Origin of the sequence: Brevibacterium litoralis, from assembly GCF_040212315.1 — a bacterium.
Lineage (GTDB): Bacteria > Actinomycetota > Actinomycetes > Actinomycetales > Brevibacteriaceae > Brevibacterium > Brevibacterium litoralis.
This window is the reverse complement of sequence record NZ_JBDIUY010000004.1, coordinates 110285-136514: the sequence shown is the minus strand read 5'-3', so window position 1 is coordinate 136514 and position 26230 is coordinate 110285. Positions and strand designations below refer to the sequence as shown.

Here is a 26230-nt window from a genome sequence, read left to right as displayed (position 1 = left end):
TATGTCGTCATCCCGGTGGAAGACCACCGTGACGGCGACATACGGCCGTGATGTCAGGAGCCGGCCCGAAGATCAGGCGCGGCCGGGATCAGGCGAGGGCGCCCGCCCTCAGGTCGTCGACGAAGTCGGCGTTGTCGGCCACCCACTCCTCGACGGCTGCGTCGTTGTCCTCACCGTTGTAGTTCTCCTCGGAGAACATGACGTTCTCCAGGCTGGCGAGGTGCTCGTCGTCGATCACCAGGTTGTTGAGCAGCTGCGAGACGTAGGGGTTCTCCTCGGTGAAGCCGGTGCGGGAGAAGTTCCAGATGCCCTCGGCGCCGCCCATGGCACCTTCCGGGTCCTCGAGGTCACGGACAGGGAAGGCGTCGTAGGCCCAGTGCGGACGCCACAGGGTCACGGCGATGTTCTCACCGGCGTCCGTGGCCTTCTTGAGCTCGGCGAGCATGGCCGGGGTCGAGGAGACCTGGAAGTCGTAGTCCTCCAGACCGTAGGTCGGGATGGCTGCTTCCTCGGTGGTCGAGGTGAGCCCGGCTCCGGCCTCGATGCCGACGAGGCGGTTGCCGTACTCGTCGCCCATCTCGGCGAGGTCACCGATGGTCTGGGCCGGCGAGTCCTCATTCACGGCGATCGTCAGCTTGGCGTTGTCGTACCAGCAGCCCTGCGCCTCCATCGAGTCGTCGTACTGCTCGATGTAGTCGGAGTGGGTGAGCGGCAGCCACGAATCGACGAGGAAGTCGATGTCGCCCTGGGCGACACCGGTGTAGCCGGGGCCCGCGTCGAAGGCCTGGATGTCCACCTCGAAACCGTCCTCCTCGAGGACGTACTTCATGAGGTGGGAAGCGGCGAAGGACTCGTCCCATCCGTTGAAGGCGCCGATGGTGATGTCCTGGTCGGAATCGGCGGAGGCGTCCAGGTCGGCGGTGTCGGCCGCGGACTCGCCCGGGGTGCAGCTCGCGTAGGGCGATTCCTCCTCCGACTCCGCGCCTGCTTCCGCGCTCGTCTCCTCGGTGCCGGCACCGGTGTCCGTGTCGGTCTCACCGCCGCCCTCGTTGGACACGCCGCAACCGGCGAGGACGAGTGCGGCGACGGCAGCGGTGCCGCCGAGTGCGGAGAGCTTGAACTTCTTCATGATCACTCCTGAGTCGATGTTCGGGTTCGTGAGGGATGGGTTCGGGGTGGTCAGGACGGTGGGTGGAGCCGCGGGAAACGGGTCAAGCGCGCTGGGCCCGGGCCAGGGGACCGCGCTTGCCGAGGGCCGCCGTGATCCGGTCGAGGAAGACGGCGATGATGACGATGCCCGCGCCGGCCTCGGCACCGAGCGCGAGGTCGATCCTGCTGATCGCCGCGACGACGTCGCCACCCAGGCCACCGGCTCCGGCCATCCCGGCGAGGACGACCATCGAGAGCGCGAGCATGATGACCTGGTTGATCCCGGCCATGATCGTCGGCATCGCGAGCGGGAGCTGGATGCGGAACAGGATGTGCGAGTCCGTGGCTCCGAAGGCGCGACCGGCCTCGACCACCTCGTCGTCGACCTGTCGGATCGCCAGCTCCGTGAAGCGGACGCCCGGGGGCAGGGAGAAGATGAGGGTCGCGATGACGCCGGGCACGATCCCGATGCCGAAGATCACGATGATCGGGACGAGGTAGGCGAGTGCCGGCATCGACTGCATGAAGTCGAGCACCGGTTTCACGAAGGCCGAGAAGGCGTCGGACTTCGCCGCGAGGATGCCCAGCGGGATTGCCAGGGCCACGGCGATGATCACCGCGACGAGGACGAGCGAGAGCGTCGACATCGCGTTCGCCCACTGGTCGAAGGCGCGGATGAGGTAGAAGCCGATGACGGTGAACAGCGCGAGCCCCCAGCCACGCCGCAGCCCGACCGCGGCCCAGGCGAGGCCCGCGAGGACGACGATCATCAGGAGGTACACCGGCGAGCCGAGAGTCCACACGAAGAAGGAGTACATGGCGTCGAGCACGAGGCCGATGAGATCGAGCAGCGGCCGAAAGAAGCCGGTGAACCAGTCGGTGAAATCCTCGACCCAGGCGCCGAGAGGGATCCGCGGATTGAGCGGGTTGAATCCCATCGTCAGGCCTCCTTCCCCGTCGTCGATCCGGCCGGCGGGCCGTCGGCGGCGGTCTTCCGTGTCGTCTGCGACATCGATCCGAGCAGGTCCGTCTGCGTGACGACACCGCAGACGCGGCCGTCGTCATCGGTCACGGCCAGGTCGCCCCCGGTGTTCACCGCGGGGGTGAAGAGGTCCGCGACCAGGGTGTCCTCGGAGACGACGGGCAGTTGCCCGGTCGTCGCGGCCACCTCGGCGGGGAGCTCCGAGACCGGGCGCATGACGGAACGGGCGGTGAGGACCCGGGAGCGGTCGACGTCCTTGACGAAGTCGGCCACGTACTCGTCGGCCGGGGCCGTGAGGATCTGTTTGGGGGTGTCGGTCTGCACGATCCGCCCGTCACGCATGACGGCGATCCGGTCGCCCAGGCGCATGGCCTCGTTGAGGTCGTGGGTGATGAAGACGATCGTCTTGCCCAGCGTCTTCTGCAGTTCGAGCAGTTGGTCCTGCATCTCGCCACGGATCAGCGGGTCCAGAGCGGAGAACGCCTCGTCCATGAGGAGGATGTCGGTCTCCGCGGCCAGTGCCCGGGCCAGACCCACGCGCTGCTGCATGCCGCCGGAGAGCTGGCCCGGGTACTTGTCGCCCCAGCCGCCCAGGCCCACGCGTTCGAGCCAGGTCTCCGCACGCTCCAGGCGCTCGGCCGTCGACACGTCCTGGATCTGCAGGCCGTAGGCCGCGTTCTCCCGGACGGTGCGGTGCGGGAGCAGCGCGAAGTGCTGGAAGACCATCGCGATGTGCTCGCGTCGGATGGTCCGCAACTGCGCGGCGTTCATCCGAGCGATGTCCTTCCCGGCGATCTCGATGGAGCCGGCGGACGGGGCCCAGAGCCCGTTGATCATGCGGATGAGCGTCGACTTGCCGGAGCCCGAGAGCCCCATGACGACGAAGATCTCTCCCTTGTCGACCTCGAAGCTCGCGTCGATGACGGCGGCGGTCCCCAGTCGGGTGAGGGCGGAACGGTCCTCGCCCGCCTCCAGACGGCGGACGACCTCCTGTTCCTTCCGGCCGAAGACCTTGTAGACGTTCGCGGCTCTGACGACTGTCACGGAAGCCTTTGCCTTTCCTCGGGTGATGCACAGCGGATTCGCCCTCGAGGCTACAAGCGTGTGGCGTTCCCATGGCAGGAAAACCGGCTGGTGGGAGGCCTGAGGAGCCCGGGCGGACATTCCGACTACCGGCTCTCACCTGGGAGGACGCACATCACGCAATGGATGCACGATCGTAATGATCGGTGATCGATCACCGGTGACACGTCTCGTGACCGGCGTCTCGGGCCAGTCTTCCGGATCCGGGCCCGGGCGGACAAGGCCCCCTGCATCCCGGTGTGATGTTCCCGGTTCCCCCTGCCGCCGGGCGTGCCCGCGCTCTACTCTGGTTGCATGAAGTCCTTGCCTTTCGTGCCCTCCGGCGCATTCCCGGCCGTCATCGTGCCCCTCACGGACGCCGCCGTGCCGGCGCTCGTCGACCACGCCGTCCAGGCGGTCACCGCTCCGGGCGTCCACGCCCTCGAATGGCGCGTCGACACCCTGCAGTACTTCCTCGATGCGGACCACACGCTCGACACCCACGAGATCGAGCCGGTCCGCGCCGCCATCACCGAGGCGGTCGACTCCTTCCGCGACCGCGTGCCCGGCGGGTTCCCCGTCCTCGTGACCATCCGGACCGTCGGCGAGGGTGGTCATGCCGACCTCACGGACGCCGCGTACGCCCACCTCATCGACCACATCGTCAACCGCGGTCCGGTCGCCGTCGACATCGAGTGGCAGCGGGCCGATTCGAAGGCCCTCATCGGTCGGGCCAAGGACGCCGGTGTCGTGCCGCTGGCCTCCTTCCACGACTTCGAGAAGACACCGCCGGCCGAGTACCTGTACTCGATGCTCCAGAAGATGGAGCGCGACGGCGCGGAGACGGCCAAGATCGCCGTCATGCCGAACACGCGGACCGACGTCCTCGAGGTGCTCAGTGTCGCCGACCGGGCGCAGGCGAAGATGACGGTCCCGGTCATCACGATCTCCATGGGCGACCTGGGCAAGGCGACCCGTCTGGTCGGCTCCGAGTTCGGCTCGGCCGCCACCTGGGCTGCCGTCGGAGAACTCTCGGCCCCCGGTCAGCTCACCGCCGACGAGGTGCGCGGCACCTTGGAGGCCCTCGGCCGCGCCTGATCGCCGCGCCGGTGCCAAACATCACGGCCGTATGTCGCCGTCACGGTGGTCTTCCACCGGGATGACGACATATGGCCGTGATGTCGCTTCAGCGGGTTTTCCCACACTCTCCACTGTTCACAGGAAACAGTCATCTCCGACCGCTGGGCATGACTTCTACCGCCTGTAGAATTCCACGTGTGGCAGGTGAGAGCGCCACGGACGTCAGTCGTCGACCATCCGGGTCCCCGGTTCACCTTTCGCGGATTTTCCTCCGGGGACCCGGGTGGCACGACACCGCGACAGCGCACCAGAACGTACGAGAGCCCCGGCGGGCTGCATCCCCGCCGGGGCTCTTCCGTGTGTCCGTGCGAACCTTCACATACGCAGCCAGACGTCGCGGGTGGGACGGACCATGACACCTTCGGCCTCCGCCTCGTCGCCCCACTGGACCGGCGGGCCCATCTCGGTGACCGTCGCGTCGCCGAGGACGATGACGTCGAAGTTGAGGGCCAGTCCGGCCATCGCGGTCTGGTACACCGCACCCCTGCCGCCGGGGGCGCCACCCTGCGGGATCGCGTCGACGCCACCGAGGACGATCCGGTCGACCCCGAGGTCGTGGAGTCCCGGCGCCAGGTCGTCGATCCCGTCGAAGGCGTCGGCCTCCGCCGAGGCGATCCCCAGCTCGTCCTCGCCCACCTCGTAGACGCTCGTGGTCGTGTCTTCGGGCCCGGCATCCGGCACCGGGGCGGACAGGAAGATCAGCACACCCCCGGTCATCCGGGCCCGGCTCACGATGTCACCGAGGACCTCGGTGACCTGGGCGGCGGCCGGGCGGTCCGCCTCGGTGTTCACGACGAGAAGTGCATCCATGCCCACCAGGATCCCACGCCGGGGCACCGAACACCCGTCACGGGGCACCGGGCACCCACACGGTCACCTCACTGCGCGAACTCCCACTCCGGGGCCACCGGTCGCCGGTCGGCGATGGAGAGATGGTCGATCGCGGCGACGACGGCCTGCTGGTACCGGCCGTCCTCCGTCGGGGCGAAGGCGCGGACGCTCACCATCCACAACTGCCCGTCGTAGTCGGTGGCGAAGTCGACGCCGAACACGGTCGTCGGATTGGGGCCGGCGTCGAACTCGCTGTCGGCCAGCTCCGTCTGGAACACCCACTGGTGTCCGACCCCGAGCGTGCCCGACCGCTGGACCACGATCTCCGACCCGGACTGCTGATAGGTGGTCGACTGCGAGGCGGAGACCGCCTCGGAGGCCGTGTCCTCCCAGGGCTTGTCGCACTGGATCTCGATCGTGTAGTCACGGCTCACGTTCGCGTCCATGTACCGCGCGAAGGACCCGGTCACCTGCCCGGACACCGACCAGGTCTCCGGTCGGGCGAAGTGGACGGGGACCGGGCAGCCGTTCTCCGGGAAGGCGACCGTCTCCAGTTCGTACCCGTCCGGCACGTCCGGCAGTTGCGCCTCGATCTCCTCCTCGGGTGCCGGGCCCGGGGTCGACTGCACGCCGATCCCCACCGGTCCGCCCGGACCGTCCTTGATCCGCACGTTCGCGACGGCGCACCCGGCGAGCACCGCACAGGCACCCAGCGCCGCGGCCCCGGCGAGCAGACGACGCGGCGAACTCACGGGCGGCCCTCTCCGGGTGCGGGCTCCGAGCCGGGACCGTTCCCCGGCCGGGGAGGCGCCTCGGGCACCGGCGGGACGGGTCCCGAACCGACGGGCGGGCCCCCGGTGGCACCCTCGGCGGGCGCCTCGTCCGCGGGTTCCGCCCCCGGGGCCGGACCGGAACCCTGGGGGCCCGAGCCGGGCCCGCCCCCGAAGGCCTCACCGGTCGCGGTGTCGACGATCGCCCCGTCGATGGTCTGCAGGCGGCGCCTGGAGGTCCGCCGCGGGGTACCGAGGATCTTGCTCGGGTCGCCGTCGGCGTGACCGAGCGGCGGGACGAACCCACCACCGGGCACATAGGCGCCTCCCTCGACCGGTCGCGGGCCGGACCCCACGGGTCCCTGCCCACCCGGCCGCACACCACGGGTGTCCTGCACCGGTTGCACCGGACGCGACTGGGCGATGTCCCCGACGGCCCGGCCGGCGGCCATCCCGGCCGCGGCGACGGCGGGTCCGCCCGGTCCCGGCAGTGCACCGGCGGGACCGCGGCCACCGGGCAGGGCACCTCGGTGGGTGTCGGCGAGGACCGGGAGGATGATCCGCACGGAGGTGCCCACACCCTCCTGGGAGTACAGCTCCACGGAGCCGCCGTGGCGGGTGATGATCGAGCGGACGAGCGAGAGGCCCATGCCGGAGCCGGCCACCTGCCGCACCCGCTTGCCGCGGGAGAGCTCGTCCCAGACCCCGTCCTTCTCGTCGGCGGGGATGCCCTGTCCGGTGTCCGCCACCTCGACGACGACCCAACGGTGGTCGTTGATGACCTGCTCGTTGGCGCGCAGCTCGACGACGTCGGTGTCCGAGGAGTACTTGATGGCATTGCCCAGCAGGTTGAGGATCGCCGAGAGCAGCAGGTCCTCCTCGCCGGCGACGTCGGGCAGTCGCCAGGGTGCGCGGGCGACGGTCGCGACGATCATCCGGTCCTCGGCGCCGGGCGCGGTGCGCGCGTCCTCGACGGCCTGGTGGATGAGCCGGTCCATGTCGACGCGGGAGAACTCGATGTCGCGGCTCTCGACGTCGGCCAGACGGCGCAGGTCGGCGAGCAGACGGGCCACCCGGCGGGACGAGATGTCGATCTGCCGGACGACCGGGGCGATCTCCTCCGGGTCCGGGCTCTCGTCCCGGATGAGTTCGCGCACGGTCGCCGCGGAGGTCCGCAGGGCCGTGAGCGGGTTCTTCAGCTCGTGGTCGAGGCGGATGAGCATGCGGTTGCGCTTGCCCAGCGAAGCGCGTTCCGCCTCCTGCCGGGCGAGTTCCCGGGTGGTCGCCTCCCGTTCGGCCAGCCACCGGCGGGCCAGGAACCACACGCCCACACCGATCCCGGCGAGGACGACGAGGAGGACGAGCAGGAACCAGACCCGGAGTTCGAGGACGAGGAAGGCGTTCATGTCACTTCCGCACGATCTCGTTCGCGCCCCGGACCTCCCCGACGAACCGGTACCCGCGGCCCTGGACGGTGGCGATCCACCGCGGGTCCGCGGCGTCCTCACCGAGCACCCGGCGCAGCTCCGCGATCCGGGAGTCGACGGCGCGCGTGCCGACCGTCTCGTCGAAGCCCCACAGGACCTCGAGCAGCCGGGGACGCTCGATGAGCTCGTCCGTGTGGACCATGAGGTACTCCAGGAGCGTGAAGCCCTTGGGGGTGATGACGAGTTCGCGGTTGCCCAGCCACGCCCGCCGGCCGATCCGGTCGACCTGGAGCCCGAACACCGACTGCAGGACGGGTGCGTTGGCCAGTGGCGGCCCGTCGGTCCGGGTCCGGCGCAGCACCGCCCGCACCCGGGCCACGAGCTCGTGCGGGTCGAAGGGCTTGTTGAGGTAGTCGTCGGCGCCCTCTTCGAGCGCCATGGCCCGCTCGACGGCCTCGCCGACCTGGGTGAGCAGCACGACCGGTACCCAGTTCTCCTCCTGCCGCAGGGCCCGGAGCACCTGCCGGCCGTCCATACCGGGCATGAGCACGTCGAGCACGCAGGCGTCGGGACGGTGACGCAGGATCTCGTCGAGCGCCAGTTTGCCGTCACCGGCACTGATGACCCGGAACCCGGCCCGGGTGAGGAAGGGGACGACCGCCCCGAGGACGTCCGGCTCGTCGTCGGCGACGAGGACCAGGGGGCGTTCGTCCGCGTGCGGGAAGTTCGTCATGGTTTCCGGATTCCTGTTCGTCGGCGGCGGTGTCTCAGTGCGACCGGTCGGCGTCCCGCTCCCCGTCACTCGCACCGTCCTCGCCGACGGCGGCATCGGCGCGGGCCTGGGCGCGGTCGACCGCCTCGGCCAGTTCGTCCCTGTACAGCATAGAGCGACGCAGGTGTTTGGTCCGGTAAGCCGCCCTGCCGATCATGTGGGCACCGACCGGGGTGGTCCCGAGCTGGAAGACGAGCACGAGCAGCATCGTCGTCACCGGCCCCCAGTGCGGGATCTGCAACGCGGCCCCGAGGAGGGCGAGCGCCAGGCCCAGCACCTGCGGTTTCGAGGCCGCGTGCAGTCGCGAGAGCAGATCCGGGAACCGGAACAGGCCGATCGCCCCGGCCAGGGACAGCAGTCCACCGGCGGCGACGCACAGGACCGTGAGGACATCGAGGATCATCGCGGTCCCTCCTCGCCGTCCGTGCCCGCGCTCCCCGCTCCCGAGGTGCCCTGTCCGTCGGTGCCACCCTGCACTCCCGGCGCGGGCGGGCCCCCGCCCTCGACGAGGCGGTCGAGGAGTGCACGGGCCCGGGGGTCGGCGGGCGCCTCGGGCACCTGTTCGGTCGAGGGGGTGTTCGCCACGGTGACGGTGTCCCGTGCCCGGGTGCGCACGTCGAGGGTCGGCACCGCGGCCGGCAGGGCGCTTGTGCCGATGACCCCGCGCCCGCGGGACTCCCCGCGGGAGACGTACCGCGACACGCTCACCGAGCCGAAGAAGCCGAGGGCCGCGAGGGCGAGGAGCACCGCGAGGACCTCCGTCATCCCCGTGAAGGCGACGAACCCGGCGAGGCCGCACACGAGCGTGGCGAGCAGGACGTCGGAGCCGATCATCCGGTCGAGGATCGAGGGACCGCGGACGATCCGCCACACGGCGAGCACCGCCGCCGCCCCGTACACGGGCACGAGGAGGGGGACCGCGATCCGGGCGATCGCCGGGTCCACGAGACCACCGTCCAGGAGCGTCGTGAGCGTCGTCATGTGTCCCTCCTCCGCTCGCGGTGGGCGCGTTCCCGCAGGGCACGGGCACGGAGTTCCGCGGTCGACCGGCCGGGCAGCACCGGCGGCAGTCCCTGCTCGGCGCGGTGGTCGTTGAGCGCACTGATGTCGTGCGGGGATCCGAAGGCGCGGACGAGGAACAGCTCGATCCGGCCGATCTGGGCCCGCGCCGCCTCGATCTCGTGGTCCTCCGCGGCATCGAGGCTGTGGATGTACAGGGTCGAGCGCACACGGTCGGCCTCGAGGACGACGGAGCCGGGGATCAGGCCGTTGACCTGACTCACGACCGTGATCATGAGGTCGGACCGGGTGTGGAGGTCGACGGCGAGCACGCTCCCGGCCCCCACCCGGTGCGGTCCCAGGGCGCTCCAGGCGACGTGCAGCGACCCGAGGACCACCTGCCAGGCGAACCACCCGAGGAACACGAGGGCCCACCCCACGTGGAACCGGCCGGACAGTTCCACCGGGGGCAGGTAGAAGACCCGGGAAACCACCCAGGCGAGCACCGCGCCGGTGAGCACGGACACGACGCTCACCGTGTCCCACAGGAGCACCCACAGGAGGGCGAGGACGACGATGAGCACCACCTGTTGCAGGACGGTCCGCCGGCGTGCGCGGGACCTGGCACGGGAACGGGCGCGGTCGGTCATCCCTTGCTCGCCCCCTCGTGGTCGACGACGTTCGCGATGTACGTGTTGGGGCCGCGCATGTTCTCCGCGGCCCGGGCCGAGTACTCCCACAGGGGCCCGGCGAGGACGGTGAGGGCGACGGACAGTGCGACGACGGCGGTCGTCGAGGAGGTCATGAGCCACGGGGTGGACGGGGTCTCCTGCTCACCGCGGGACTGGGCGACGAGGTCACGGTTGGGCTCCTCGGCGTCGGCGGCCTCCCGCCAGAACCCCAAGTTCCACGCCTTGCCGATCGCGTAGAGGGTGAGCAGGGAGGTCAGGGCCCCACCGCCGATGAGGACATACACCAGCCAGTCGCCGGTCTCCACACCGGACCGGAAGAGCGCGACCTTGCCGATGAACCCGGAGAAGGGCGGGATCCCGGCGAGGTTGAGGGCCGGGAGGAGGAACAACAGCGACAGACCCGGAGCGAGGACGAGCAGGGACCCCATACGCCGGACCGAGGTGGTGCCGGTGCGTTGTTCGAGCAGGCCGGCGGCGAGGAACAGCGCGGTCTGCACGACGATGTGGTGGACGGTGTAGATGATCGCAGCGGTGAGACCGGCCTCGGTGCCCAGGGACACCCCGAACAGCATGTAACCGATGTGGGAGATGAGCGTGAAGGAGAGCATGCGCTTGATCTCGGACTGCGCGACGGCTCCCAGGATCCCGACGATCATGGTGGCGAGCGCGACGATCATGAGCGGGGTACGCAGGGAGGACTCGAAGAACAGGACGGTCTCCGTGCGGATGATCGCGTAGATGCCCACCTTCGTGAGCAGGCCCGCGAACACCGCGGTGACGGGGGCCGGGGCCGTCGGATAGGAGTCCGGCAGCCAGAAGGACAGCGGGAAGACCGCGGCCTTGATGCCGAAACCCAGGAGGATCGCGACGTGGAGGATCATCTGCACGTCCGCCGGCAGGGCGTCCAGGCGCTGCGAGAGCTGCGCCATGTTCACGGTGCCCGTCGCCCCGTACACGAGCCCGATGGCCGCGAGGAACACGATCGAGGAGACGAGCGAGACGACGATGTACGTGGCGCCGGCCCGGATCCGCGCCTCGGTGGCCCCGAGAGTGAGCAACACGTAACTGGCGCCCAGCAGCATCTCGAACCCGACGTAGAGGTTGAACAGGTCACCGGCGAGGAAGGCGTTGAAGACACCCGCGCACAGGATGAGGTAGGCGGGGTTGAACACGCTCACCGGGGAGTCCCGGTTGGTGTCCGTCATCTCCTGGCCGACCGCGTAGACGAACACCGCGAGCGTGACGACCGAGGCCACGACGAGCATGAGGGCGCTCAGCCGGTCGACGACGAGGGCGATCCCGAAGGGCAGCTCCCACCCGCCGACGGCCATGACCTGGGTGCCCGCCGCGTCGACGCCGAACAACAAGACCACGTTGACGACGGCGACGGCGGCGAGCGTCACGACGGACACCGTGGTCTGCGCCCGCACCCGGCCGGCGAGGAACAGGGCGATCCCGGCTCCCAACAGGGGCAGGACGGTGGGCAGGGGGACGAGGTCGGCGAGCGTCATGGGCGGTCCTCCGCTCGTTCCTCCGGCGTCCCGTCCTCGTCGAGGTCGAGCGCACCGGGCACGGGGACCTGCGCCTCGTCACCGAACTCCGTGTCGGCGTGGTCGGTACCGGTGTCCGCCTCGGAGTCGACGTCGCGGCCCCGGGCGAACGCGATCCGTGCGTCCTCGAGGTCGTCGGCGATCGTCTCGTTGCGGACCAGGCGCCAGGACCGGTAGATGAGCGCGAGGAGGAAGGCGGTCATCGCGAAGGTGATGACGATGGCGGTGAGCACGAGCGCGTGCGGCAGCGGATCGCTCATGCCCTCCGTCGTCAGGTCCTGCCCGTCGGTGAAGGGTGCAGCGCCGGGCGGGCCGGCGGTGAGCAGGATGAGCAGGTTGACGCCGTTGCCCATGAGCAGGAAGCCCAGGAGCACGCGGGTGAGGGAACGGTCGAGCATGAGGTAGATGCCGCAGGCCAGCAGCACACCCATGGTGAGGAGGAGGACGAAGGAGGTGGTCACAGGCGACCCCCTCGGCCCCGGTTGCCCACGCGGACGTCGTCGACCTTGCCGAGCACCAGGTGGACCTGGTCCGGATCGGGACGATGGTCGCCGGAGGACAGGGACTTCTCGATCTCCTTCTCGTCGACCTCCTGCTGCCGGTCGACCTCCGCACCGAGCGAGCGCAGGACGTCGAGCATGAGCCCGACGACGATGAGGAAGACGCCGATGTCGAAGATCGTCGAGGTACCGAAGGACAGGTACCCGAGGACCGGGAGCTCGGTCGAGAGGTAGACGGACTCGAGGACCGCCCCGCCCCACAGGAACCCGGCGAGTGCCGTGCCCGAGGTGAGGATCGTACCGAGACCCAGCAGCTTCCCGGCGTCGAGGGAGACGGCCTCGGCGAGCTCGAAGCGTCCACCGGCCAGGTACCGGGCGATGAGCGCGATCCCCGCCACGAGACCGGCCGCGAACCCGCCACCGGGCAGGTCGTGCCCGGCGAAGAGCAGGTACACCGCGAACACGAGCACGGCGTGGAAGACGAGGCGAACGGTGACCTCCAGGATGATCGAACGGTTACGGGGCGCGAGCGTGCGCCCGGCGATCAACCAGGCGTTGCGCCGCTGCGAAGGGGTCTCCCTCTGGCCGAGGGCGGCGAGCGGATCGGCGAGCAGGGAACCCGAGGCCGCCGGGTCCGCCAGGTCCTCCACCCGGTGCCGCGTGAGGCGGTCGAGACCCGAGGGACGCTCCCCCTTGAGCCGCTGGAGCACGCCCTCGCGGCTGCGGACGAACACGAGGCTCGCGATCCCGGTGGCCGCCGCGACGACGACCGCGGTCTCCCCGAAGGTGTCCCAGGCACGGATGTCGACGAGGGTGACGTTCACGATGTTCTCCCCGTGGCCGTACACGTAGGCGAGTTCGGGGAACCGGACGGAGACCGGGGTCGCGGTCCGTGCCCCCATCGCCACCCAGGCGACCACCATCATGACGGCGCCGAAGGCCGCGCCGATGACGATCCGCACGCTCGGCGACAGCCGACCCTCGCTCCGTCCGATCTGGGCCGGGAGGCGCCGGAGCACGAGGACGAACACGACGATCGTGATCGTCTCGACGAGGATCTGGGTGAGCGCGAGGTCCGGGGCGCCCTGGAAGGCGAAGAGCGCGACCATCCCGTAGCCCGTGACCCCGGTGACGACGACGGCGGCGAACCGCTTGTCGGCCCGGGTGGCCGCGATCGCGGCGGCGATCATGCACACGGCGACGAGCACCTGCACCGGGGACTGCGCGAAGTCGATCCCGGTGGGCCACGTGTCGTTGAGGACGAGCGGCACCCCGATCGCGAGCACGGCGACGACGTGGATGGTGCCCTGGTAGAAGGGCAGGGAACCGCGCTGGGTCTGCGCCGTCACCTCGGCCGCCAGGCGTTCGAGCCCGTCGATCATCCGCCGGTAGAGCTGGTGGAAGTCGATGCCGTCGGGCATGGCCGCCTGGAAGACGGACACCCCCTCCCGGAACCGGAAGGCGAGCAGACCGAGGGCCAGGGTCGCAGCCGAGAACAGGAGTGCGGGTTCGAGACCGTGCCACAGCGCCAGGTGGTAGGCGGGGTCGAGCGCCCCGAAGCCCGGGTGCGCCCCGTCGAGGGCTCCGGTGTGTGCGGCGACGAGCGGGTCGACCCACCACGCGGCCCCGATCCCGAGGACGAGCGTGCCCACGGAGAGGAGCACGGCCGGGGAGACGAACAGGGCGGACTCACGCCCACGGGCCATCGGCTCGACCCCGCGCTTGGGCGCGAAGGCACCCCAGACGAACCGGCACGTGTAGGCCACCGTGAGTACCGACCCGAGGGCTATGCCGAGGAGCGCGAACCACGCCTCCTTCGTCCCGGCGTCCAGCAGAGCCGTCCAGACGGCCTCCTTCGCGACGAAGCCCAGGGTCGGTGGCAGACCCGCCATCGAGGCGGCGGCGACGAGGGCGGCCACCGTGAGAGTGGGCGAGGCCCGCCAGTACCCGGAGAGTTTGCGCAGGTCACGGGTCCCGGCGTGGTGGTCGATGACACCGACGGTGAGGAACAGGACGGACTTGAACAGTGCGTGGGAGAGCAGCAGAGCGAGGGCGGCGGTCGTGACGTCGCGGGTACCGAAGGCGGCGAGCACCGTGAGGAACCCGAGCTGGGAGACCGTGCCGTAGGCGAGCACGAGCTTGAGATCGAACTGGCGCAGCGCCATCCATCCGCCGGTCACCATCGTCGCGAGTCCCAGGGTCAGGAGGACCGGCAGCCAGGACGGCATGGTGTGGAAACCGGGCGCCAGGCGGAGGACGAGGTAGATCCCGGCCTTCACCATCGCCGCGGCGTGGAGATAGGCGCTCACCGGCGTCGGCGCGGCCATCGCCCCGGGCAGCCAGAAGTGGAAGGGCAGGAGGGCCGACTTCGAGACCGCGCCGACGAGGATCAGGAGGATCGCGACGATCACGGCGGCCCGCGCGTGACCGCCCTGCAGCGACTCCCAGCCCGACTCGAGGATCAACGAGATCCGCCCCGTCCCGTACACCCGGGTGAGGAGGATCATCCCGACTAACATCGCCAGCCCTCCGGCCGTCGTGACGATGAGGGACTGGAGCGCGGCCCGCCGGGCGGCCCGCCGGGGATGGGCGTGCCCGATGAGGAGGTAGGAGAACACCGTGGTGCCCTCCCAGAAGACGAAGAGGAGCAACAGTTCGTCCGCGACGACGAGACCGTACATGCACCCGGCGAAGGCCATGAGGACCCCGGCGAACCGGCCGAGCCCCGGTTCGTCCGTCTCGAAATACCGCGCGCAGTAGACGAACACACAGGCACCGACCCCGGTGACGAGCAGCGTCACGATCCACGCGAGCGCGTCCATCCGGAACACGACGGCCATGTCGAGGGCCGGCAACCAGTGGAACACCCGGAGCAGGGGGTCCCCGGCCAGCACGCCCGGCGCCACGAGGGCCGAGAACACGAGTCCGGCGAGGGGGACGAGGGCGAGGACGAGGAAGGCCGAGCGGCCGAGCAGACGGACCAGTGGCACGGCCAGCAGCGCAGCAATGAGGAACACCGTCACCATCACTGCCATGGAACCGCCTTAAGTCGCCCTGGGTATGAGTGACCATTATTCCACGGTGGCCCCGATCCCGGTCCTGTTTCGCCCGGAGAACCGCAGGTCACAGGCCGGACGGATGACCCACCCGGGCGGAGGTCGCTCACACCTCCGGCAGCTGCCCGGGGGAGACGAGGAACCCGTCCTCGTCGAGCACCATCCCACCGCTGGCCGCGAGCACGGCGGCCGCGACCTTCTCCAGGCGGACCGCCGCGGCCAGCCGCAACCGGCGGAACTCGGCATCGGGATCGGACCGGTACCGGGCGTCCTCAGCGTCGGACCAGTGCACGTGGTAGACGACACGGGAGGGCGCCTCGGCGGCATCGGTACCCGGGGCCGGCGGCAGCAGCCGACGCACGATGGGCGGCAGTGCCGTCTCCTCCATGACGCGGACCTCCAGGGCCCCGGCGCGGGGCCCGAGGGCGGTGAGCGGCAGGTCGATCGCGTACCCGTCGAGTTCGGCGCCGGCGTCGAGCGCGTCGAGGGCCGCCTGCGGGAAGGTGACGGCCGCGGAGACCCGGTGCAGCCGGTCGTACAGGACGTCCGGCGCGATCCACAGCGGCGAGTACACGTAGAGGTCGATCCGGGCCCCGGGATCCGGCACGAGGATCCGCAGGGGGATCTCGTCCGCCGCCGAGGCGCCCTGTCCCTCGGCACCTGCCGTGCCGCTCTCCACGGGATCAGGGGCGGCGTGGCGGCCGCGCCTGCGGGGAGACGGTGGGGCGCCGTCGGGGTACAGCGGTTCGTCCGCGAACCGCACACCGGTGTGGAGACGGCGGGCGAGCGCGATGAGCAGGGCGATCTGCCGCCCCTCGTCCCGATTGGGCATCCCGCCGGGATAGAAGAGGTGGAGGAGATCGGGGTCGACGAGCCAGGGCGGAGGTGGGCCCGGCTCCCGGTCGTGCGGGGCCGACAGGGAGTAGACGCCGGAGATGTCGTCGCCGAGGCCCAGCTCCCGGACCGTCGTCCGGTCGAGGTCGAAGGGGCCTTCCAGGGTCGAGTGACGGGAGAGCCGCCACTGGCGGACCTCGGGGACCCAGAGGCCGTCACCGACGTGCTCGGCCTCGTGGAGCACCTGGGGGTCGGGCAGGTCCGGCAGACGGTTGGTCACGAGCGCGATGACGTCGCTCGCCTCGACCTCCGCATTCAGCAGGAGCAGGTGGCGTTCCCGCAGCACCGCGGCGCTGCGGGGATCACGGGAGTCGTGCCGACCGGGCACTCAGGCCTCGTCCTCACGTGTGGAGAGCTCCCACGCCCCGGCCGGATCGTCCGGCATGCCCTTGCGGAAGTTCAGGTGGGACCGCGAGGGGGTGGGGCCGCGCTGGCCCTGGTAACGGTTCACGGTGCGCGGGTCGGAGCCGTAGGGGGCGGCGGCCTCCGAGCTGAGCTCGAAGAAGCACAGCTGGCCGATCTTCATGCCCGGCCACAGCTTGATGGGCAGGGTCGCGACGTTCGACAGCTCCAGGGTGATGTGACCGGTGAAACCGGGATCGACGAAACCGGCGGTCGAGTGGGTGAGGAGCCCGAGCCGGCCGAGCGAGCTCTTGCCCTCCAGGCGGGCGGCGATGTCCGCCGGCAGGGTGACCTCCTCCAGCGTCGCCCCGAGCACGAACTCGCCGGGGTGGAGCACGAAGGCCTCGTCCGGGTCGACCTCGACCAGGTGCGTGAGCTCGGACTGCTCCGTGGCAGGATCGATGAAGGAGTACTTGTGGTTGTCGAAGAGGCGGAAGAAGCGGTCGAGCCGCACGTCCACGCTCGAGGGCTGCACGAGGCCGGGATCGCAGGGGCAGAGCACGATGGGCCCTGCGCCGGGCACGGACCCCTCGGCGGTGGGGATCAGGCGGGCGCGGATGTCGACGTCGGAAAGCAGGCTCACGGAGGTCGATCCTACCGCCGGAGCCGCATGGGAACCCGAATTACACGCGTGTCGTTTACAGCAAGTCACGAGGGATTTCAGCCCGACACGCCGAGAAACGACAAAATTCCTTGGGATTCCGCTGTGTTCATGGCTTAGAGTGGGGCCCGACATACGCCCGCGCCGATGGTGCCTTCCCCTAAAGCCTTAGGAGAGCCGGGACTCTCGGCCTGGTGCGTGCTGACCACACACCGAAAGGCCCGACTGTGAAGACTTCCAAGAGTCTTGTTCTTGCCCCCGCAGTGGCCGCGCTCGTGACCGGTGGCATCGCCATGCCCGCCGTCGCGAACACCTCTGCACCCGCCGACGACCCCGCGAATTCCACGGACGAGTCCACCGAGGGTTCCGATTCCGGGACCACCGACGGCTCCGAGGCCGATGCGCAGGGTGGGGAATCCACCGAGAAGAGCGCCCCCTCCGAGGCGAAGGTCTTCGTCTCCGAGATCAGCCAGGCGGAGATCGCCGACCCCGAGGCCGGCATCCGCTTCCAGGGCACCGGCCTGACCCCCGGCGCCACCGCGACCGTCACCGTGATCGGCACCGACGGCACCCCGTACGAGGCGCCCGAACCCCTCTCCGTCAACGCGGAGGGCGAGGTCAACGGGATGTACTTCTTCACCGTGTCCGGTGGGGCGAAGGTGCCGCTGGGCACCTACGAACTCTTCCTCACCGACGACGAGACCGGTGAGGACTCCTCGATCGTCACCTTCGAGGTCGTCACCGAGACGGACGAGGTGGCACCGCCCTTCGAGCCGCAGAAGAACACCGCGCCGGAGGAGACGGCGGAGCCGACCGAGGAGCCGGAACCGACGGAGACGGCAGAGCCCACGGAGACGGCGGAGCCGACCGAGGAGCCGGAACCGACGGAGACGGCAGAGCCGACGCCGGAACCGACGGAGACGCAGAAGCCGGAACCGACGGAGACGCAGAAGCCGGAACCGACGGAGACGGCAGAGCCGACGCCGGAACCGACCGAGGAGCCGGAACCGACGGAGACGCAGAAGCCGGAGCCGGAACCGACGGAGACGCAGAAGCCGGAGCCGGAACCGACGGAGACGCAGAAGCCGGAGCCGAAGCCCACCGAGGAGAAGACCGAGGAGCCGGCACCGGAGAAGACGAAGGCACCCGAGCCGGAACCCACGCAGGAGCCGGAACCCACTCCGAAGAAGACCATCGTCCCGACCCCGGAGCCCACCGAGCCCTCCCCGGAACCGACGAACACCACCTCGGCCCCGGAGGAGAAGCCGGAGCCCACCGAGACCGCGGAGCCCGAGCCCGTCGAGCCCGTCGCCCTCGAGGTCGACGACGAGGACGGCACGCTGCGCCCCGGCCAGGAGGTCACGCTCTCCGCCGCCGACCTCACGCCCGGTTCCACCGGTGACGTGTTCCTGTCGGTCGACGAGTCCGCCGAAGCCGACGAAGCAGAGCCGGCGGAAGACTCCGAGCAGACGGAGGACGCCGAGAAGGACGCCGCCTCCGAGGACACCGACGAGGCCGAGACGACCGAGGCGACCGAGAACGGCGGCCCCGCGGCCGCGACCCCGGACGGCGCCGAGCAGGACGAGACCGACGCGGTCGAGCCGCTCTCCCTCGGCGAGTACACGGTGAAGAAGGACGGCACCGTCGCCCTCACCGTGACGATCCCGCAGGACGTGGAGCCCGGCGAGTTCGCGCTCACCTTCGTCGACGGCGAGTCCGGCGACGTCGTCGCCGAGCAGACCGTCGAGGTCGAGGCGAAGCCGGAATCGAAGCCCGAGCCGAAGCCGGAGAAGACGGAAGAACCGAAGCCGGAACCCACTCCCACCGAGGAGAAGACCGAGGAACCGGCACCGGAGGAGACCGAGAAGGCCGAGCCGAAGCCGGAACCCACTCCCGAGGAAACCACGGAGCCGGAGCCCGAACCGGAGCCGACCCCGGAGCCCGAGCCCACCGAGGAGGAGACCGAGGAGCCGGCGGAGCCCGCGCCCATCGGCATGGACGACGAGGACGGCGAGGTCGAGCCCGGCCAGCCCGTCACCCTCCGGGCGACCGACCTGGAGCCCGGCTCCAGCGGTGACGTGTTCCTCAACTCCGACCCGGTCGACGTCGGTGACTACACGGTCGCCCAGGACGGATCCACCTCCGTCACGGTGACGATCCCCGCCGACGCACCGGCTGGTGACCACACCTTCACGTTCGTCGACGGTGAGTCCGGCGCGGTCGTCGCCAGCCAGTCGGTCACGGTCGCCGCGGCCGCCGAGGAGGCGCCCGCGGAGGAGACCGAGACCGCCGCCGTCGACTTCGCGGTCGACGTGTCGCCGGTCGAGATCTCCTCGGAGGACTTCGCCGATCAGGACAAGGGCGTCATCATCTCCGTCGTTGGTGCCCAGCCCGGCGAGGACGTCACCCTCACCGTCGAGCACACGGACGGCCAGGTCGAGCAGTACACCTCGACCCAGACCGCCGACGAGCAGGGCCGTACCGCCTTCTCCGTCTACGCACAGACCGCACCGGTCCTCGGCCAGTACGAGGTATCGGTGTCGACGGCGGAGTCCGAGGAGTCCGGTTCCGGTTCCTTCACGGTCACGACCAACAGCTCGGCGACCGAGACCGGCACGGTGGAGTCCGTGGACGAGCAGGGCGCCTCGGACGCGCTGCCGCGCACCGGTTCCGAGGTCACCGGCCTCGCACTCGGTGCGGGCCTGCTGGCCATCGGTGCGGCCGCCGTGGTCGTCACCCGCCGGCGGACCCGCCTCGAGGAGGATCCCACCACCTACTGATCCTCCACCCCGATCTCGACGGGAGGCCGTCGGACGCCGAGGGCAAGCGGCGTCCGACGGCCTCCCGTCGTGTGTTCGGGGAGTGTGTGCGGGGCGGTCGTGTGTGCGGTCCGGCGGGGAATAGAATCGTCTGCTGTGAACGCGCCAGCCACCTCCCCCGGGATCGACGCCCCGTCCTTCCGCCTCACCGGCACCCCGCTGTCCACCCGGCCCGTCGGGCCCGGGGACCGCCTCGTCATCATGGGTGGCAGCAGCGAGGTCACCGCGGCGATCACCCACTGCGCCCAGGACGCTTGCGCCCTCGTCATGCCGGACCTCTCCGTCCACGGTCGACGTCGCGTCGCCGCCCACCTGCGTTCCGAACTCGGCCTCGGCAAGGCGGACCTGGCCGCCGGGACCCGTACCGCCACACTCGCGCGGCGCTCGGGGCTCGCCCTCGACCATCTTGCCCGTACCCGCCTGCGGGACCTGACCGCCGACCAGACCCTCGCCCTGCGCCTCACGCTGGCCCTCGGGCGGCTGACCCGCCCGGGAGACCACTCCCACACGCTGCAGCCCACCACCCTCGTCCTCGACGACCCCTTCTCCGGCCTGTCCGCCGGCGCCCGCACCTCGGCACGCCGGACCGTGCTCGCCACGCTCGACGAGTACGGACTCGGCCTCGTGCTCGCGACCACCCACGTGCAGGACGCCGCGCTCTTCGGTGGTGACCTCGTCGTCCTCGAGATGGACCAGGTGGCCCAGCGCGGGCCCCTGGCCGAGCACCTGGCCGAACCGCGCAGCAACCTGGCCGCCGGATTCACCGGTGTCAACGTGTTCTCGGGTCTCGCCCGGGGCGGCTGGCTGTCGATCGGCCACTCCCAGGTGCGGGCCCGCACGGAGCTGGACGGGAAGGTCTACGTGACGATCCCGACGGCCGCCGCCACCCTGTCCCGCGACGAGTTCGACCCCGTGTTCAGCGAGGGTGCGACGGTGTTCGAGGCCGTCGTCGTCGCTGTCCGCGAGAAGGGCGATCTCCTCCAACTGACGCTCTCCCCGGCCGACACCGAGGTGGGCCTGGCCCTCTCCGTCGACTGGCTCGACTTCCGGCCGGCCACCATGGCCACCGACCCCGTCCTCCACCCCGCCCTCGGCGTCGAGGCTCCCACCCAGCTCATGGGGGTCACCGTCGGGACCCGCCTGTGGGTCGAGGTCGACACCACGCGGATGCACGCCTACTCCGTCGAGGACCCGACGGACTGAGTCCTGCCACATTCGTCCGACACGTCGGCCTGACACGTGACGGCCCGGACGCCCCGATCAACGGTTCCCTGGTTGAATGGCCCCATGAGCAGCGACGAACCTCCGTGCGCGGCGCGGCGCTCCCGCCGGTCGGGCCCCGCGTCCCCCCGCACGCTGCTCGTCGCCGCGATGCTCGTCCTCGTGCTCGGCGTCGCGAGCGTGCCGCTGACCAATCTGGTCGCCTACTCACCCGGCGCCACCGTCGCCTCCTACCTGCGGGCCCTCGGGGAGGCCGATGCCGGACGGGCCCTCGGACACCTGCAGACGCCCTCGGTCCGGTCGGCCACCCTCACCGACCAGACCCTGGCCGACGCCCCGGCCCTGCCGCGCGACGTCCGGGTCCTCGACACCGAGGTCGCCGAGGACACCGCCACCGCGACCGTGCGGTACACGCTCGGTGACTCGACCCGGGAGATCACCTTCGACCTCGTGCGGGCACCGTCCACCGCCGGACTGTGGGACGCCTGGCGCATCCACCAGGACACCTGGCCCGTGCTCGACGTGTCCGTCGAGGGGTCCTCGAGCGTCGAGATCAACGGGGTGACCGTCCCGACCGGGCAGGTGCCCGTGTTCGTGCCCGCCGGGTACTCCCTCGGGTCCTCGGACACGTGGTTCCGCGCGGACTCGGTCCAGAAGGACCTCACGGACCCCACGGCGCAGACCGCGGTGTCCCTCACCGCGGAGCCGACGGCCGCCCTCGAGGAGGAGGTCCAACGGGTGTTCGACGCCCACCTCGACTCCTGCGCCGAGCAGACCGTCCTCATGCCCACCGGGTGCCTGGTCGGGTACGAGACGGACAACACCGTGCTCGGTGACGTCACCTGGACCCTCGACGAGTACCCGGACATCTCCCTGGAGACGAGCGGCGACACCCTGCGGACCTCCCCCACCCGTGTGGACTGGACGGTGTCGATGCGCCAGCGTGATGCCGTCACCGCCCACGTGTCCGACATCCAGGAGACCGTCAGCCTCGCGATCACCGCGACGGTCGTCGTCGACGGGGACGAGGTCCGGATCGTCCCCACCCGCGCCGGGCACAACCTCACCGCCTCCCACTGAACCGCCGCCGAGGCGCCCTCCCTCTCAGTCGGCCAGGTCCCCTTCGCCGGTGTCCGGCCAGGGATCCGCGGCGACGGTCCCGCCGTCCTCCGGTCCCGTCGCCGGGCAGTCGGTGAGGATCCGCTCGATCGCCGCGTGCTCCGGAGGGGTCACCCACAGGTCGTAGGCGTGTTTGACCGCCACCTGCCGGGCCACGTACTCGCAGCGGAACGCCCTGTTCGCAGGCAACCAGGTCGCCGCGTCCCCGGCGCCCTTCTGTTGATTGGCCGGGCCGTCGACGGCGAGCAGGTTGAGCGGGTCGTTGGCGAAGGCCACCCGTTCCTCCTCCGCGAGCGCCTGGGCGCCCGTCTGCCAGGCGTTCGACATCGCGATTATATAGGCGCCATGGAAGTGTTAGGTGTTCGCTCGGGTGGGTTGAAGCAACAAGGTGCCGGTGAGCAACGCAGGGCACTACCGGGCGCTCCTGTAGGCCGGGTCAGTGCGCGCGACTCCAGGAAGGCGAGGTCGTCGAAAGCCGCGCCGCCGAACCGATTCCCAGATGAACGGTGGTCCTGGGTGGTCATTCCCAGCGATCATGAGTGAATGAACCCACTGTTGGACTACCTCACCTATACCAGGGCACGCCTGCGCGCGGACCCATTTGAAGCTGGTGCGCATCTTCTCGAAGTTCTCAATGTCGTCGTCGAACTCCACGCTCCGCGTGATGTGCCTGATTTATGCCCCGCCAGTTACGGCGCGCCATGTCCACGACCTGAGGTCCATGAGCATCAGACGGTGAACGAGAGCACCCTCGTCCACTCCGAGGTCGTTGTCGACAGGGTGTGCGTGACATGTCTCGATGCGAACAATCAACCAGTCCCGTTCCCGTGCACTGAGTACCGCCTCGTCGAGGAGGCCCTGCTCAGGCGGTTCCCCGGCCGCTGAACCGTGCGCATTGTTACCATTTCAGCTTCTTCTCTACATCAAGTAGGTACACGAGATCATGCTTCCGCCTCGCGGCCTGAGCTTCGATGGCCTTCCGAGCCCCGGCCGAAGCAACACGTACGGCTCCTGCAGCGATACCCGCCTCCGAAGGCAAATGGTCGGCGACCTCTGGGAAGTTGAGAACCCCTACCAGAAGGGTAGGGATTCCGAACCCCTCGGTGAGCAATCGCTTTCCGGTCTCCCAGGCAAGGTGCGTAGTCGACGTCGACTTCCGCAGTTCCCTGAGAGCGGGGTCCACTTCGTCGAACCATAGTTCCGCGATATCACTCGATAAGGTAGGGTCCAGCGCTGACGACTGGATCTTGGCAGTTAGATTCCGCGCCGCTTTCCGGTATGTCCGCCTACCGTCAGCGAGTTCCTCGCGTGCCTCGAGGACGAGACTCATCGGAGCATCGGGGAAGGTCTCCAGACGCTGCATCAGCCCTGTGCCCACCGACACCTGCCGAGCCCGACGATCGGCGACCCTCGACATTTCCGACACGTCGTATCCCGAATCTCGGAGCTGACAGGTCGTCAGCTCGTCGAGCAACACATGGCGGTCGGGGTCGTTGAACGCCGCCACGATACGGTCGCGGAACCACGCAATCTGCTGATCAGGCGGGTCCTCGAAGCGGGTTCCTTCACTGACCAATTGGACCGCGCCTGCGTCGAGAGCCATGTCGAGTTCTTCCGACTCCACAGAGTCAAAGACCTCGTCCGCCTGACGCTTCATATCGGGGATGGCGTCTTTCCACAGTCGCTCAGCCTCAGCCCGGTCCGGATCAGCGAGTGGACGTTGCCCCATCTCCTTCATCATCTGGCGGAACAAACGAGGCGGAACGCCGTCATGTCCGATGCGCTGCAATGTCACATCTGGAAGACCGATGACGGTCTTCCAGACATCGTCCGGATCGACCTCCCGTAATGGCCTAAAGTCCGTCATCCAGGCCGCGCTGGGCGCAACCAGCTCAATCTTGTCCGCGTACAGGAGCGAGCTTCTCAACAGGCGGATCTCACTTTCCAAGTCCGGTTGTCCGCTGTCCTTGTGCCGAGGAGTCACCCCGACCGTGACAGTGATGCCCCCACCCGTGTCCTGTCGAGCTCTATGCCGATCACGTCGAGACGGCCTGCGTGAAGTCTTTCCCATGACTCGATCATCGCTCGAGCGAGGCCTCCCCGATGTTCTCTGCAAAAGGCAAAGCCTCCAACACGTGCAGGCCCTTCTTCTCGCCCGAATCCCTTGTAGCATTCCTGTTACAGCCCGCGACCCGACACGAACTGCGAAGAGGCACTGTATGACCCCGAGTACCCCCGCCCAGAAACAGCGCGCCGCCACTGCTGCGAGCGTCGTCTGGGCCACCGCCGACAAGTTCCTCCGCAGCGTCGTCGAGGAGACCGAGTACGGCGATTACATCCTCCCCTTCACCGTGCTGCGGCGGCTCGAGTGCCTGCTCGCCGAGACCAAGGACGACGTCGTGCCTCTCGTCGAGGATCTCGTCGCGAAGGACACACCCACCCGGTTCATCGATGCCGAGGTCAAGCGTCGCTTCGGACTGAGTTTCTACAACACCTCGCCCTTGAGTCTGGCGACCATCGCCTCGACGGACGACAACGTGCAGGCCTCGCTGGAGTCCTATGTCGCGGGCTTCTCGCACAACATCGCCGACATCTGGTCCTCCTTCGAATTCCAGCGCTTGACGGCGAAGCTCGCCGAGGCGAACAGGCTCCACGCCGTGATCCGACACTTCGCAGGCTTGGACCTCTCCCCTGCTGCGATGCCGAACACCGCGATGGGTGACCTCTTCGAGAACGTCATGTACCGGGCCTTCGACAAGAAGGGCAAGGCCGCCGGTGGCTTCTACACCCCGCGTGATGCCATCCGTCTCATGGTCGACATCCTCTTCGCCTCCGACGAGGACTCGCTGGCCGGACGCAACACGACCCGTTCGATCTACGACCCCACGGCAGGCTCCGGCGGCATGCTGCTCGTCGCCCAGGACCACCTCGCGGAGCTCAACCCGGACATCGAGGTCAACCTCTTCGGTCAGGAGCTCATGCCCAATGCGTACGCCCTGGGCAAGGGCGACCTCCTCATCCAGGGAGGCCTGCCCGATGCGATCCGCCTGGGCGACACGCTCGTGCGCGACGAGTACGCCGACCGGCAGTTCGACTACGTGCTCTCCAACCCGCCCTTCGGTACGGACTGGAGCGTGCAGCACAAGGACGTCCTCGAGCAGTCGAAGGTCCCGGGCTCGCGCTTCTCGCACGGGCTGCCGGCCAAGGGGGATGGCCAGATGCTCTTCCTCGCCCACTGCGCCTCGAAGCTCGCGCCCGCCGGTAGGTCCGGCCACGGCGGCCGGGCGGCGGTCGTCTCGAACGCCTCGCCCCTGTTCTCCAGCGACAAGGGTCCGAACGCGATCCGTCAGTGGCTCTTCGACGAGGACCTCATCGACGCGATCGTCGCGCTGCCGACCCAGATGTTCTACGGCACCGGCATCGCGACCTACGTGTGGGTGCTCGACACGAACAAGGAGCCCGAGCGTCAGGGCAAGATCCAGCTCATCGACGCCTCGGGGCAGTGGTCACCGATGCGCAAGGGCATGGGTGACAAGCGCCGGGAGATGACCGAGGACAAGCGCTCGATTGTCCATGCGGCCTACAAGGCCTTCGAGGACGCGGATCCGGCGATCTCGCGCGTGATGAAGCCCGCGGACTTCATGTTCCGCGACGTGCCGGTCTACAAGCAGGCGAGGCTGGGGACCGTCGTCACCGACGAGGCGCTCGCACAGATCGCCGAGCACGGTGCGTATACGGCTGAGCACGAGAAGGTCGTAAAGAGCTTCGACGGGTTCGTGTGGAACAGCATCCCAGACGCCTTCAAGCAGCGGTGCAAGAACGCCGGACTCAAGGCACCCTTGGGGTTGATCGACGCAGTAACAGAGGCGCTGGGTGTCGAGGATCCGGACGCTCCCCTGGCGGTGGACCGGAAGGGGAATCCGGTGCTCCTCGACGGATGGAAGATCACCGAGCGGGTCCCGGAGAGCGAAGACCTCACCACGCACATGAAGCAAGAGGTGCTGCCCTTCGCCGAGGGCGCGACCTGGGATGTCTCGAAGGCGAAGGCCGGCAACGAGATTCCCTTCACACGGATCTTCTACACGCCCGAGGAGCCTCGCCCGCTCGAGGAGATCGACGTGGACGTTGCGCGGCTCATGAGTGACCTGACGAGTATGTTCGAGGGGGTGCGTGAGGCATGAGGATGGATCTTGCAGCGCACCTTGGCCCAACTGAGTGGAATTTAGCACCGCTATGGTCTGTCG

22 protein-coding genes are annotated in these 26230 nt (G+C 69.4%); 5 read left to right on the top strand and 17 right to left on the bottom strand.

Features of this window, described 5'->3' with window-relative positions; translation table 11 throughout:
- Nucleotides 1-88: 88 nt before the first annotated feature.
- The 3 genes from AAD496_RS01105 to AAD496_RS01095 all read right to left on the bottom strand — a co-directional run bounded on the left by AAD496_RS01105 (nt 89) and on the right by AAD496_RS01095 (nt 3175).
- Nucleotides 89-1129, bottom strand: a complete 1041-nt coding sequence (locus AAD496_RS01105; RefSeq protein ID WP_349826779.1) for a glycine betaine ABC transporter substrate-binding protein — start codon at nt 1127-1129, stop codon at nt 89-91.
- Between the two features lie 82 nt (nt 1130-1211).
- Nucleotides 1212-2087 (bottom strand): ABC transporter permease, encoded by an 876-nt coding sequence (locus AAD496_RS01100; RefSeq protein ID WP_349826778.1) that lies wholly within the window; start codon nt 2085-2087, stop codon nt 1212-1214.
- A gap of 2 nt (nt 2088-2089) precedes the next feature.
- A complete protein-coding gene (locus tag AAD496_RS01095; RefSeq protein WP_349826777.1) occupies nt 2090-3175 on the bottom strand; it encodes a quaternary amine ABC transporter ATP-binding protein in 1086 nt (361 codons plus the stop codon).
- A gap of 333 nt (nt 3176-3508) precedes the next feature.
- Between AAD496_RS01095 and aroD the strand changes: the two genes are divergently transcribed.
- Nucleotides 3509-4291 (top strand): type I 3-dehydroquinate dehydratase, encoded by a 783-nt coding sequence (aroD, locus tag AAD496_RS01090; RefSeq protein WP_349826776.1) that lies wholly within the window; start codon nt 3509-3511, stop codon nt 4289-4291.
- A 357-nt stretch (nt 4292-4648) separates the two neighbouring features.
- Here aroD and AAD496_RS01085 read toward each other — a convergent pair whose 3' ends face one another.
- The 12 genes from AAD496_RS01085 to dcd all read right to left on the bottom strand — a co-directional run bounded on the left by AAD496_RS01085 (nt 4649) and on the right by dcd (nt 16809).
- Nucleotides 4649-5143 carry a cysteine hydrolase family protein gene (locus AAD496_RS01085; protein WP_349826775.1) on the bottom strand — a complete coding sequence of 165 codons (495 nt, stop codon included), beginning with the start codon at nt 5141-5143 and terminating at the stop codon, nt 4649-4651.
- A 68-nt stretch (nt 5144-5211) separates the two neighbouring features.
- Nucleotides 5212-5916: a hypothetical protein gene (locus AAD496_RS01080; protein WP_349826773.1), complete on the bottom strand. Its 705-nt coding sequence runs from the start codon at nt 5914-5916 to the stop codon at nt 5212-5214.
- Nucleotides 5913-7340, bottom strand: coding sequence for a sensor histidine kinase (locus AAD496_RS01075; protein WP_349826772.1), 1428 nt, complete (start codon nt 7338-7340; stop codon nt 5913-5915). Before AAD496_RS01075 ends, AAD496_RS01080 begins: the two co-directional genes overlap by 4 nt.
- Before the next feature lies 1 nt (nt 7341).
- A complete protein-coding gene (locus AAD496_RS01070; protein WP_349826771.1) occupies nt 7342-8094 on the bottom strand; it encodes a response regulator transcription factor in 753 nt (250 codons plus the stop codon).
- A gap of 34 nt (nt 8095-8128) precedes the next feature.
- Nucleotides 8129-8536 carry a monovalent cation/H(+) antiporter subunit G gene (gene mnhG / locus AAD496_RS01065; protein WP_349826770.1) on the bottom strand — a complete coding sequence of 136 codons (408 nt, stop codon included), beginning with the start codon at nt 8534-8536 and terminating at the stop codon, nt 8129-8131.
- The gene (locus tag AAD496_RS01060; RefSeq protein WP_349826768.1) at nt 8533-9114 is read right to left on the bottom strand and encodes an MrpF/PhaF family protein; all 582 of its coding nucleotides are present in this window, start codon (nt 9112-9114) and stop codon (nt 8533-8535) included. The genes mnhG and AAD496_RS01060 overlap by 4 nt, the downstream gene beginning before the upstream one ends.
- Nucleotides 9111-9782 (bottom strand): Na+/H+ antiporter subunit E, encoded by a 672-nt coding sequence (locus tag AAD496_RS01055; protein ID WP_349826767.1) that lies wholly within the window; start codon nt 9780-9782, stop codon nt 9111-9113. The genes AAD496_RS01060 and AAD496_RS01055 overlap by 4 nt, the downstream gene beginning before the upstream one ends.
- Nucleotides 9779-11335 carry a Na+/H+ antiporter subunit D gene (locus AAD496_RS01050; RefSeq protein ID WP_349826766.1) on the bottom strand — a complete coding sequence of 519 codons (1557 nt, stop codon included), beginning with the start codon at nt 11333-11335 and terminating at the stop codon, nt 9779-9781. The genes AAD496_RS01055 and AAD496_RS01050 overlap by 4 nt, the downstream gene beginning before the upstream one ends.
- Nucleotides 11332-11835 (bottom strand): Na(+)/H(+) antiporter subunit C, encoded by a 504-nt coding sequence (locus AAD496_RS01045; protein ID WP_349826765.1) that lies wholly within the window; start codon nt 11833-11835, stop codon nt 11332-11334. Before AAD496_RS01045 ends, AAD496_RS01050 begins: the two co-directional genes overlap by 4 nt.
- Complete coding sequence (locus AAD496_RS01040; RefSeq protein ID WP_349826764.1) at nt 11832-14909, bottom strand: Na+/H+ antiporter subunit A; 3078 nt, start codon at nt 14907-14909, stop codon at nt 11832-11834. The genes AAD496_RS01045 and AAD496_RS01040 overlap by 4 nt, the downstream gene beginning before the upstream one ends.
- A gap of 127 nt (nt 14910-15036) precedes the next feature.
- Nucleotides 15037-16152, bottom strand: a complete 1116-nt coding sequence (locus AAD496_RS01035) for a hypothetical protein (RefSeq protein ID WP_349826763.1) — start codon at nt 16150-16152, stop codon at nt 15037-15039.
- Nucleotides 16153-16809, bottom strand: a complete 657-nt coding sequence (gene dcd, locus AAD496_RS01030; RefSeq protein ID WP_433913714.1) for a dCTP deaminase — start codon at nt 16807-16809, stop codon at nt 16153-16155.
- Nucleotides 16810-17054: 245 nt separating this feature from the next.
- Here dcd and AAD496_RS01025 point away from each other — a divergent pair, with 245 nt between their 5' ends.
- The 3 genes from AAD496_RS01025 (at nt 17055) to AAD496_RS01015 (ending at nt 21947) form a co-directional block, all read left to right on the top strand.
- Entirely contained in the window at nt 17055-19607 is a 2553-nt protein-coding gene (locus tag AAD496_RS01025; protein ID WP_349826762.1) for an LPXTG cell wall anchor domain-containing protein, read from the top strand.
- Between the two features lie 135 nt (nt 19608-19742).
- Nucleotides 19743-20849 (top strand): hypothetical protein, encoded by a 1107-nt coding sequence (locus AAD496_RS01020; RefSeq protein WP_349826761.1) that lies wholly within the window; start codon nt 19743-19745, stop codon nt 20847-20849.
- An 84-nt stretch (nt 20850-20933) separates the two neighbouring features.
- On the top strand, nt 20934-21947 hold the full coding sequence (locus AAD496_RS01015) for a hypothetical protein (RefSeq protein ID WP_349826760.1): 1014 nt from the start codon (nt 20934-20936) through the stop codon (nt 21945-21947).
- Between the two features lie 24 nt (nt 21948-21971).
- Here the strand turns inward: AAD496_RS01015 and AAD496_RS01010 are convergent, their stop codons facing one another.
- Both AAD496_RS01010 and AAD496_RS01005 read right to left on the bottom strand, forming a co-directional pair.
- Complete coding sequence (locus AAD496_RS01010; protein ID WP_349826759.1) at nt 21972-22313, bottom strand: HNH endonuclease family protein; 342 nt, start codon at nt 22311-22313, stop codon at nt 21972-21974.
- 571 nt (nt 22314-22884) lie between these two features.
- A complete protein-coding gene (locus tag AAD496_RS01005) occupies nt 22885-23934 on the bottom strand; it encodes a hypothetical protein (protein ID WP_349826758.1) in 1050 nt (349 codons plus the stop codon).
- A gap of 271 nt (nt 23935-24205) precedes the next feature.
- On the opposite strand from AAD496_RS01005, the gene AAD496_RS01000 reads away from it, so the two are divergent.
- A complete protein-coding gene (locus tag AAD496_RS01000; RefSeq protein ID WP_349826757.1) occupies nt 24206-26167 on the top strand; it encodes a type I restriction-modification system subunit M in 1962 nt (653 codons plus the stop codon).
- Nucleotides 26168-26230: the final 63 nt, after the last annotated feature.

Bases quoted from the DNA above. Each gene is read 5' to 3' on its own strand.
- AAD496_RS01105 (WP_349826779.1), bottom strand. From the start codon at position 1,129: ATGAAGAAGTTCAAGCTCTCCGCACTCGGCGGCACCGCTGCCGTCGCC.
- AAD496_RS01100 (WP_349826778.1), bottom strand. From the start codon at position 2,087: ATGGGATTCAACCCGCTCAATCCGCGGATCCCTCTCGGCGCCTGGGTC.
- aroD (WP_349826776.1), top strand. From the start codon at position 3,509: ATGAAGTCCTTGCCTTTCGTGCCCTCCGGCGCATTCCCGGCCGTCATC.
- AAD496_RS01085 (WP_349826775.1), bottom strand. From the start codon at position 5,143: ATGGATGCACTTCTCGTCGTGAACACCGAGGCGGACCGCCCGGCCGCC.
- AAD496_RS01075 (WP_349826772.1), bottom strand. From the start codon at position 7,340: ATGAACGCCTTCCTCGTCCTCGAACTCCGGGTCTGGTTCCTGCTCGTC.
- AAD496_RS01070 (WP_349826771.1), bottom strand. From the start codon at position 8,094: ATGACGAACTTCCCGCACGCGGACGAACGCCCCCTGGTCCTCGTCGCC.
- mnhG (WP_349826770.1), bottom strand. From the start codon at position 8,536: ATGATCCTCGATGTCCTCACGGTCCTGTGCGTCGCCGCCGGTGGACTG.
- AAD496_RS01060 (WP_349826768.1), bottom strand. From the start codon at position 9,114: ATGACGACGCTCACGACGCTCCTGGACGGTGGTCTCGTGGACCCGGCG.
- AAD496_RS01055 (WP_349826767.1), bottom strand. From the start codon at position 9,782: ATGACCGACCGCGCCCGTTCCCGTGCCAGGTCCCGCGCACGCCGGCGG.
- AAD496_RS01050 (WP_349826766.1), bottom strand. From the start codon at position 11,335: ATGACGCTCGCCGACCTCGTCCCCCTGCCCACCGTCCTGCCCCTGTTG.
- AAD496_RS01040 (WP_349826764.1), bottom strand. From the start codon at position 14,909: ATGGCAGTGATGGTGACGGTGTTCCTCATTGCTGCGCTGCTGGCCGTG.
- AAD496_RS01015 (WP_349826760.1), top strand. From the start codon at position 20,934: ATGAGCAGCGACGAACCTCCGTGCGCGGCGCGGCGCTCCCGCCGGTCG.
- AAD496_RS01010 (WP_349826759.1), bottom strand. From the start codon at position 22,313: ATGTCGAACGCCTGGCAGACGGGCGCCCAGGCGCTCGCGGAGGAGGAA.
- AAD496_RS01000 (WP_349826757.1), top strand. From the start codon at position 24,206: ATGACCCCGAGTACCCCCGCCCAGAAACAGCGCGCCGCCACTGCTGCG.